Below are 8,975 nucleotides of genomic sequence, written 5' to 3'. Positions count from 1 at the left end.
TTTATGATCAGGATTTCCCTCTGAAAACTCAATACAACCACCAATCAACCAAAAAACTTAAGTGCTTATAACCCTAACGATCTAATGGGAACTAGGGTTCTTTAGATCAGTGTCTCACCACTGACAAATATTAAGACCTCCACCAGAGCTCTAACGAAAGTGAGCTTAGGCCATCTGAGACCATCTTCAGTCAAGTATTCGGATCGCATGATGAGGTCAAAAAACGTCAATACCTGAAGCCTGAGGCTCCTATTTGTAACCCGGCAAGCATCTTAGCCTGGAAAAGGGGACTTTTTGCTTGATCATTTCAGGGATTGGGTCTTCTGGTTTAAACAACACTTCTAGCGAACGCTAAAGTGAAAAGTCAACCATCACAAGGTTAATAAGTGAACTTCCCTGCATATAACTGGTGGAGCGCGTGAAGTGGGACTTTGATTCTTGGGCCAGAAACTACGATGAAGACGTTGGCAGGGAGGATTGGATCCACGCCGATTATGAGAGGGTTCTAAAGCTCGTGGCCGAAAAAGCTACTGGCACAGTAGTGGACATTGGCTGCGGAACGGGCAACATCCTGCGCTTCCTCAGATGCGAGCGGTACATAGGAGTTGAGCCTTCCCGCGGGATGCGGGTGAGGTTCAGAGAAAAACACAACTTCGAGCCGCTCGATGGGCACTTCCTTAAGCTACCTCTGCCAGATGAGACCGCCGATGCAGTGATAAGCACCTACGCTTTCCACCACGTGCCGGATGAAGAGAAGGAAGCCGCTCTGAGGGAGATGCTCCGCGTTCTAAGGCCCGAGGGGAGAATCGTCATCGCCGACGTCATGTTCGAGTCAGAGGAGAAAAAACTGCGCATAGCGAGGGAGGACGGCATCCTTGAGGAAGTTCTCGACGAGTACTTTGCTACCGTTGATGAGCTGCAGAGAACCTGCGAAAGGCTCAGCCTTCAATGCCGTTTCGAGAGGATAAATAGATACATCTGGATTGCCGAGATGAGCCCCAAAGGTTAAGGACTGGCGATTAGTCGTTGCTTTCCGGGCCTGTTTCCACTAAAAATATCTCTCAAAGAACCTCTCCGATCTCCTCTCGCCCCAAACTTTTTAAGAACTTTTTGGATATAGAGCTTTGAGGTGTTGAGATGATTCCTCAGAGACATCTTAAAGCTCTCCGTAAGCTGTATGGGCGGTTGAAGGATAGTGATGTGAACTGGGTTATTACCGGGAGCCTCTGCTTTGCCCTCCAAGGTGTCCCTGTTGAGCCGCATGACATTGATGTTCAGACGGACAGAGAAGGAGCCTATGAAATCGAGCGCCTCTTTTCTGAGTTCGTGGTTGAGCCTGTTAAATTTAAGGAGAGCGAGAGAATCCGCTCGCACTTTGGAGTGCTCATGATTGATGGGATCAAAGTCGAGATAATGGGCGACATTCAAAAGAAGGTCAACAATGAATGGGAGCCTCCGGTAGATATAGACAGATACAAGCGCTTTGTGGAGATTGAAGGGATGAAGATTCCCGTTTTGGATTTAGAGTATGAGTATCAAGCCTACCTCAAGCTCGGCAGGGTTGAGAAGGCGGAGATGCTGAAGAGGTTTTTGGAAGGGAGAGTTTAAGTCTTTCTTGCAATCACTATCATTCTTGGAGCATTTAGGGAAAGCGCTCTGCCATCAAAGCCACCATAAACTTTTTCTATCTTAAAACCAGCTCTTTTGAGCATTTCACTCAGCTCAGTATATGTATAAATCCTTAAGGAGTACTCAACAGCCTTTCTTTGGTTATTTCTGATGATTATTCTTCTGACGTGCATTCTTCCCGTAAGGACGTCAAAGCTCGACATGTCAATCATTAAATCATCACCCTTCTCAAGCACGGAGTATGGAGAAAGGTGCTTAACTACAAAATCTTTGTTTGGAACATCAAGGCAGAAGAGCCCATTTGGCTTTAAGGCTTTGTAAACGTTTTGCAATACTTTAAAGTTCTCCTCGTCACTGAAATATCCAAATGATGTGTAGAGGAGCAAAACTACGTCGAATTCTTCTTCGAAGTTTATTTCCCTCATGTCTCCTTTCATGAACTTAACGTTCACTCCTTTCTCTTCTGCAGTTTTTCTTGCGATCTCAAGGAAGCCGTCCATTATGTCGACGCCAACTACCTCATGCCCTAACTCTGCCAACTTTATTGCATGCCTCCCAAAGCCGCAAGCTAAATCTAGGATTTTCCTTGGCTCTTCCAATTTAAGAGCTTTTACCAGAAACTCAACTTCCTTTTGCGTTCTCTCCTCGGTCAGCTTTTCAGAGTAGAAGTACATGTAGTCATCAACGTTGAAGACTTCTTCGATGTTGAAGTCTGGCAACTTCACCACCTTTTGTCACTTTGATGAAAACTATTTTAAGTATTTTGACCATAGCACCCTATGAGCAAACTGATATTTATGTATGTGGGAATGGAGAAAGAGAGTACTGGGAACATGCATACAAGGTTGAGGAGCTAATACTCAAGGTTTCTGAGTATCCTATAAGCATGAAAGACGCTTTGCAGCTGGTAGATAAGGAATCATTGGCTTATCTCGTTCAAAATAGTATATTAAAAAGAAAGTGGGCAAATTGAGCTCAACTTCTGCTTTACACCATGGGAAGATGTTTTGAAAGCCTCAGCCTGATATTTAATATAAAACCCTAAAATAAGTCTGAAAAGGTTGGACTGTTTGAGATACTCAAAGCTAAAATACCTCCATTTTGCCATTGTTGGTTGCTACGTCTTAGATTTGAAGTTCCTAAACCATGTTAGAAAATGAATGGGCAAAAATAGGAAGTTTATTCCTTATGCTTGTGAATTCCCGATTTAGTCTGGTCTGGAAAAGCAGGGAAAGACGAAGCAGAAGCTTTAGGTAGGGGCACTCGAAGAACTTCACAAAAATGGGAAAACAAAGGAAATTTTAGGAGGAAGATTTGGAGTTTCACTCTTCGATAAAGATAATGGAAAGATAGATAGTGTGGGAAGTTGCTAGTAGAGTTGCAAGTGAAGTGAAAAAGCTATGAGTGAAGTGGAAGAGCTGAAAGAAGATTTAAACAAATTGTAAGCAGATTGGGAGTGAGCCAGTGGTATACTTTTAAAGAACTGGTCATTGAAGCTTGGCACTGTTTGGATATCCAAATAACGTTTTGGTCAAGAAAGGATATTTTGCAGAGTCAGGAGAAAGCGAAGACAGAGGAAGATACACCAAGTGGGTGTCTCTTTAGCACATAAGATTCACGATCTCCAAAATTCTCTTCGCCAAATAATCAAACTAGTATTTGAGTTTTTGAGTTACTTACTTCTTCTCGATATCTCAGCACAATAACGGCATCAGCAATGATGACTTGAGCATCTAAGATTAGCGAATAAAGTGCTTTTACATCGCTTAAACAATTAACAGAACCCAACAAGGAGAGAAATGGCAGACTGAAACCATTATTTACTACTCGCCTTCAGCCGTCCTGATGGCATGATACTACAAGGTTAGTTTTACCTCGATCTTAAATGCCATATGTAGATGTGAATCATGACTTCATCTTACTCAATCCAATAGCAGGCACTCGAGGTTCAACTCTAAAACTTAAAGATGTTGATCCGCATCTTTGCAATTGTCAGCTTTCAAAGATGGGGGGTACTTTTCCTTAATGAGCAGTATCCAGCTATCACTATCAAGGTCAAACTCAAAATTAGAAAGAAATGGGTAGATTTTCATGAAATTTACTCCCTACATCAATATCGAGGCCAGTTTTTTGACATCCTTTTCGTTCCCATACAGAATTATTACCCTATCGAAACCCATCATCCTTGAGTACTCAACGTAAACAACAATATTGCCTTTTTTGAACATGGTGCCTACGATTAGGGTTCCGATGAAGTTTTTCTTTTCAGTTACGTTAGTAGGAACACTAATTTTTTCCCAGCTATCCGTTAAAGCATTTTGCACCCTAAGAAAGACCTCTTTTCCGCAACCTTCTGGATAAACATAAATTGCCATGCGAACGTCTCTAACATTTATCGGAAACTTTCCATTCCAGTATCTAGAATCCACCACTCCCTCTACCTTATAGAGATAGCCGCCTATATTGACCTCTACCTTCTCTGTCCAGTTCCCTTCTCTAAAGGGAATCGCATACTCACCAAAGATTGGGCTTTCATATGCCCGGCTCTTGGTCAGGGTATAGAAGACAACTTTTTGCGGTGAGGGTCCATAATATAGAGGCGTTATTGAGTCGACAAAATCAATTATCTCTTCAGGAGATCCTTTGACGACAATTAGAACGTATGAACCCTTAATGGCCATACAGTTTATGTAATAAGCTTCATTGTTCTTTGTCCATATGCATTTCTTTTCCTCGTGGAGGGTACAATTGAAATTCCTCAAGCTACTTATAATCTTATCATATGCTTTTCTACACGAATCCCAGGATTGATAGACATAAAGTCCAAATGCTGTATCATTAGCTTTTCCAGTGAACTTTTCTTGATAGTCTGAGGGTTGAATAAGCTCTATAGGTGCCTCTTCCAATCTATACAAATGGTTTATTCCAGTTAGTACAGTATTCAACACTTCAGAAGGATTTTGATAGTTACACTTTGGATGCACATTGAGGTTAAGTCCATGATTAGGGTTGATGTGTGAGATGTATACATACCCGAGTACAGCTAAAAGAATAAAGATAGCGAGGATTATCCTTTTCATCGAAATCACCCTGAGGAGAGTCAGGTTGTTCTAACTTTTATCATATCTGCGTCTTGCCAGTTTCCATTAGTTATATATTTCACTTCGTCTCCATCGTGAACCTTAATGTAGAGGATATCTCCACTTTCTTGAGAATATACATATCCCACTCCTGTTACGGCATGGGCACTTCCAGGATTTTCAATCCCCAGCATGAATGGATGGTTTGTATTCACTTCAGTTATTATGTCATAGCTGCTGAACTCTTCATAGAATGTTGCAGTAAAGTCATGGTATACTGGATCAGATACTATCCATCCAGTTAAGCTGTCCCATTCCTCTTTAAAGTTTTTAATACCCTCTACTTGATCCCACCAATAGGATCCTCCATTATAATCGATATTCATGGTGTGATGAAGCACATCAATTATTGCCTCCCTGTTCCAATCATCCTGTAATTGCGGTTCATAATATGCAATTATCATTGAAGCTGCTATTGCTGCACAGCCATCCCAATCATCCCAGGGATCACTTGCAGGCCCCACATTATCCGGATAATCAATGTAATAAGCACCTCCATAATCCGTTGATGTCCAAGCTGGTACTCCTGATATACTTTTGATGACTAAACCATCTACAGTATAGATTCCTATGGAAGATTTTCCTAAACTACTTTCTAAATTGTTAGTAAACTGTAACTTTACGTTTATTAGATATTTTCTCACTTTCATGTCTTTCAAGCTTATTGCTTTCCCGTTTCCAATATCAACGCTGTAGGTTAGTGCTCCATAATAAAGTAGTCTCCCAGTTTTATAACCCTTCTTTTCTGCAAGCTCTTTAACTTTCTCTAACTTCCAGCTTGGTGGTTTTGCTTTGCTGAACTCCAAAACTGGAGGCATGTCTTTTCTTGCCGAAACAAGAATAAATCCAACATTCTTACCGTTCTTAAAAACTGCAAACTCATAAGCACTTTTCTCACCATTAGGGAAATAATACGTGACAGGCTTTCCAAGAGTTGCATCCCTCCACTCTTTAAAATCAGGGATATTGACAGCAATCCACTGCACATAGCTCCTGGCAACTTTTTCAGCAAGTGCTGGAGAAACATCCTTACTTGGCACTGTTGCACTACTAGAAGAACTCAAAACCAACAAACCAAGCAACAAAACACTTACTAATTTCCACTGCATTGGTGCCACCATCCAAAGTTTTTCATAATTTCTTATAATCAAATATTTAAATATTTCCATTATAGAGATAATCAGGACATCACTTCCTTTCAGAGAACTCACAAGATAATTTCATTGGAATAAGATCTAACAAAACTATATACCAAAGTATTACAATCTACAAGCAATATCAGAGATTTAAATCCAATATATTCCCAGTCGCTGATCTCCTCTCTGTCCTGAAAGGCGAGGCATTCAAAAAGAAAAGATAATTTTTAAATACTCACCCCTCCAATATTGAAATGCTAGGGCGGCAATGACAGGATTCATCCCTCCTGATCGGTGATGAGGCGGTCCCCCTGGAGCCGTTTCTAACTGTTCTTCTTTTTGTATAATAATTTCGTTATTGAATTGAAAAATATATAAAGGTGTGTTGTGTATAGTTGCCAGCGGTTAATATGAAAGGGGAAGCTTCGAAAATCCTTGGAGTTACTGTAAATGGGATAAAATAAAAGTAATCTTCAAAAACGTGCCCCGCATGCGGTACCCCGAAAGTCTGAAACTCGATGAAAGGCCAATGAAAACCAACTCCTTCGGGGTCATGGCAGTAGAAAAAACAGAGAATTGGGGTAAAATTCCACAAAGTCACACTAAAACCCCGTAGGGGAACCCCCGTTATTGGAGGGAGCAAAAATGCATCCAGGAATAATAATAGCCGGTTTAGGTGCTTTATTCTTTCTCGCCATATTAATAGCGTTAGTCATAGCTGGATTATTCATGTATGTAGCTGCAAAGCTCGTTGGAATAGAAAAGGCTAGCCTCGGAAGGTCAATACTTGTTGTCCTACTAGGAGGAATCTTACAGGCAATAGTCACGATTGCACTTTCATTCCTTCCTGGAATAAACATCTTATTAGGGATAATCGCCTACGTAGCCGTCATAAAATCTCTGTTCGAGACTGGGTGGTTGAAGGCCTTCCTAGCCTGGATAATGGTGTTCGTTCTTGAGCTCATAATAGTGCTATTCCTACTCTCATTGTTCGGAGTTGGGATAGTTGGCTTCATGCACTTTTTAAGGCCTTAAACGCTTAACATGATTGATGATCCCGATAATAATAAGGCCCAACATACTCATGCTTAGAGGAATTCACCTTGATTCAAACGTGTATTTCCTAAAAAGTGGAAGCGAGTTGCTCATCGTTGACACGGGAACAGGAGTGTACTGGAATAGATATCTAGATGTTGCCAAAAGGGAGGGATGGCTCCAGGGAGTTAGCAGGGTCGTGATATTTAACACCCATGAGCATTTCGATCACGTCGGTGGGAATCTAATTTTTAAGGAGAAGCTGAATGCAGAATTTGCATCCCACATTTTAACGGCAAAAGTCCTAGAGGAGGGCGATGACTATGTTATATTTTCTTATTATTATGGAAGGAAATTCGAGCCCCACAAAGTTGACATCAAGCTTGAAGATGGAGAGAAAGTTAAAGTTGGAAAGGTCAAGCTAACTCTCATTCATACTCCAGGACACACGAGAGGAAGTTCCTGCCTTTACTATGAGGAGGAAAGGATAATGTTCACAGGGGACACGGTGTTCGCTGGAACCTATGGGAGGACTGATCTTCCAACGGGTAGTCAGGAAAAGATCGTTGAATCCCTGGAATTATTGAGGGACTTTGATGTCAGACTCGGCCTTCCTGGGCATGGAAAGGTCATAAAGAATTGGAAAGAAAATATAGAGAAAATACTGAGGGTTCTAAAATGAGGAAGGGAACGGTGAAGGAGGTTCTTGCTAAAATAAAATATGATCCCAGGGAGAACGAAGAAGATTACTTCATAATAATAGAGCACAGAGGAGCGTACGGGAACGTCAGGAAGATACCCGTAAAGCTCATAGAACTCGGTCACGGATACTTCTTCATTGGAGAAACTCAGATCCCATATCACAGAATCCTTAAGGTAGTGAGGAAAGATGGGAAGGTTGTATGGGAGACCAGGAAGGGTAGGTAGCCTAATTATAATCATAATGCTCATCCTCGGGTGTCTATCCCAACAGCCAAGAGAACTCCATGGAAAAGTTGTTAAGGTAGTTGATGGAGATACCTTGTACGTTAGAATTGATGGAGATACAGTTAAGGTAAGGCTCGTTGGAATAGATGCCCCCGAGCTTGAGCCCGAGCTCATGAAGCCTGGGGAATACAGGGGAATCCACAATCTCAGCTGTCTGGTCAAATACGGCTACATGGCAAAAGAATTCCTTGAGAATTTGACCCTTGGAAAGTACGTTACACTGAAATTCGACTCGAGGCAGGGAGAAAAAGATAAGTACGGTAGGTTGCTCGTTTACCTTTACTTGGACTCCAAGGACGTAAATGCCCTGCTGGTTGAGAAAGGCTTAGCGAGGGTTTTCTACGAAAAGAAATTTGACAAAATTAAAGAGTACTCAGAGCTTGAAGACAAAGCGAGGAGGGAAAGGCGTGGACTTTGGAGCTGTAATTAGCACCTTGCTACTCTACGCAATATTGATAACATTTCTCTCAATCAAGCTCTTCCTCTCAATGTTGAAGTTCATGGGCAAAGTTATCGTTAGATCAGAGGACGTCGATAAGAGGGCATGGCCGGACATAATTTTTAACATTGTGACGATAGTAGGTGGCGTCTTCCTCTTCCTGCACTTTTATAAAAGATCAATACTCCTAGCCATAACATTGCCCTTGGCATTCAGGAGTGGTTCTAATTTCGGGAGGTTTCTCATGTATCTTTCTCATGACTTAAAGATCCTCAAAGACGAGAGGGGAAAGTTTGAGATCATAAGCACCGCGCTACTTACCATCGAGGGAACGTTCCTGGTAGCTCTCATACTGCTCCCTCAGGTGATAAATGTAACACTCAAGGGGATATCAAGGCCAATCTATGTTTGGGTTATAGGCCTCGTATTCGGAATAATTCTCGGCTTAATCGTTTCAAGGACATCAAGGAAGATACTGATGAAGGATTCAATTTCATTACTTGCACTTTTTGGGATACTGTTAGGATAAGCGGTAGGGCGTTAGGTTTAAGTTTCTGATAATTTTTCAGAAAAAGAAGGGAGAGAAATGAAGGCTGAGAGCATTCTATA

Annotated in this window: 11 protein-coding genes; 8 read left to right on the top strand and 3 right to left on the bottom strand. The window is 41.6% G+C overall.

Translation table 11 applies throughout. The features are described from left to right. The first annotated feature begins 409 nt into the window (after nucleotides 1-409). Both PWP39_RS09055 and PWP39_RS09050 read left to right on the top strand, forming a co-directional pair. Nucleotides 410-1,009, top strand: a complete 600-nt coding sequence (locus PWP39_RS09055; protein ID WP_288073503.1) for a class I SAM-dependent methyltransferase — start codon at nucleotides 410-412, stop codon at nucleotides 1,007-1,009. A gap of 128 nt (nucleotides 1,010-1,137) precedes the next feature. After that, nucleotides 1,138-1,608 carry a nucleotidyltransferase domain-containing protein gene (locus PWP39_RS09050; protein WP_288073502.1) on the top strand — a complete coding sequence of 157 codons (471 nt, stop codon included), beginning with the start codon at nucleotides 1,138-1,140 and terminating at the stop codon, nucleotides 1,606-1,608. Here the strand turns inward: PWP39_RS09050 and PWP39_RS09045 are convergent. After that, a complete protein-coding gene (locus PWP39_RS09045; RefSeq protein ID WP_288073501.1) occupies nucleotides 1,605-2,357 on the bottom strand; it encodes a class I SAM-dependent methyltransferase in 753 nt (250 codons plus the stop codon). The two genes, PWP39_RS09050 and PWP39_RS09045, sit on opposite strands and share 4 nt — an antisense overlap. Before the next feature lie 35 nt (nucleotides 2,358-2,392). Here PWP39_RS09045 and PWP39_RS09040 point away from each other — a divergent pair, with 35 nt between their 5' ends. Then, nucleotides 2,393-2,602 carry a hypothetical protein gene (locus PWP39_RS09040; RefSeq protein WP_288073499.1) on the top strand — a complete coding sequence of 70 codons (210 nt, stop codon included), beginning with the start codon at nucleotides 2,393-2,395 and terminating at the stop codon, nucleotides 2,600-2,602. 1,132 nt (nucleotides 2,603-3,734) lie between these two features. Here PWP39_RS09040 and PWP39_RS09035 read toward each other — a convergent pair. After that, nucleotides 3,735-4,709: a hypothetical protein gene (locus tag PWP39_RS09035; protein WP_288073497.1), complete on the bottom strand. Its 975-nt coding sequence runs from the start codon at nucleotides 4,707-4,709 to the stop codon at nucleotides 3,735-3,737. A 20-nt stretch (nucleotides 4,710-4,729) separates the two neighbouring features. Further along, the gene (locus PWP39_RS09030; protein WP_288073496.1) at nucleotides 4,730-5,878 is read right to left on the bottom strand and encodes a hypothetical protein; all 1,149 of its coding nucleotides are present in this window, start codon (nucleotides 5,876-5,878) and stop codon (nucleotides 4,730-4,732) included. A gap of 672 nt (nucleotides 5,879-6,550) precedes the next feature. Between PWP39_RS09030 and PWP39_RS09025 the strand changes: the two genes are divergently transcribed. From PWP39_RS09025 to PWP39_RS09005, 5 genes are read left to right on the top strand one after another with little or no spacing between them, the layout of a single operon-like run. Continuing rightward, nucleotides 6,551-6,940: a hypothetical protein gene (locus PWP39_RS09025; RefSeq protein WP_013749196.1), complete on the top strand. Its 390-nt coding sequence runs from the start codon at nucleotides 6,551-6,553 to the stop codon at nucleotides 6,938-6,940. Between the two features lie 16 nt (nucleotides 6,941-6,956). Continuing rightward, nucleotides 6,957-7,622: an MBL fold metallo-hydrolase gene (locus PWP39_RS09020; RefSeq protein WP_288073493.1), complete on the top strand. Its 666-nt coding sequence runs from the start codon at nucleotides 6,957-6,959 to the stop codon at nucleotides 7,620-7,622. Further along, entirely contained in the window at nucleotides 7,619-7,867 is a 249-nt protein-coding gene (locus tag PWP39_RS09015; RefSeq protein ID WP_013749198.1) for a DUF504 domain-containing protein, read from the top strand. The genes PWP39_RS09020 and PWP39_RS09015 overlap by 4 nt, the downstream gene beginning before the upstream one ends. Continuing rightward, nucleotides 7,830-8,357: a thermonuclease family protein gene (locus tag PWP39_RS09010; RefSeq protein WP_288073492.1), complete on the top strand. Its 528-nt coding sequence runs from the start codon at nucleotides 7,830-7,832 to the stop codon at nucleotides 8,355-8,357. The genes PWP39_RS09015 and PWP39_RS09010 overlap by 38 nt, the downstream gene beginning before the upstream one ends. Then, nucleotides 8,308-8,895, top strand: coding sequence for a hypothetical protein (locus PWP39_RS09005; protein WP_288073491.1), 588 nt, complete (start codon nucleotides 8,308-8,310; stop codon nucleotides 8,893-8,895). The genes PWP39_RS09010 and PWP39_RS09005 overlap by 50 nt, the downstream gene beginning before the upstream one ends. The last annotated feature ends 80 nt before the right edge of the window (nucleotides 8,896-8,975 follow it).

The sequence above is a fragment of the Pyrococcus sp. genome, assembly GCF_030153625.1.
Classification (GTDB): domain Archaea; phylum Methanobacteriota_B; class Thermococci; order Thermococcales; family Thermococcaceae; genus Pyrococcus; species Pyrococcus furiosus.
Note: the sequence above shows the minus strand (reverse complement) of the source record. Positions and strands in the feature narration are given on the sequence as shown.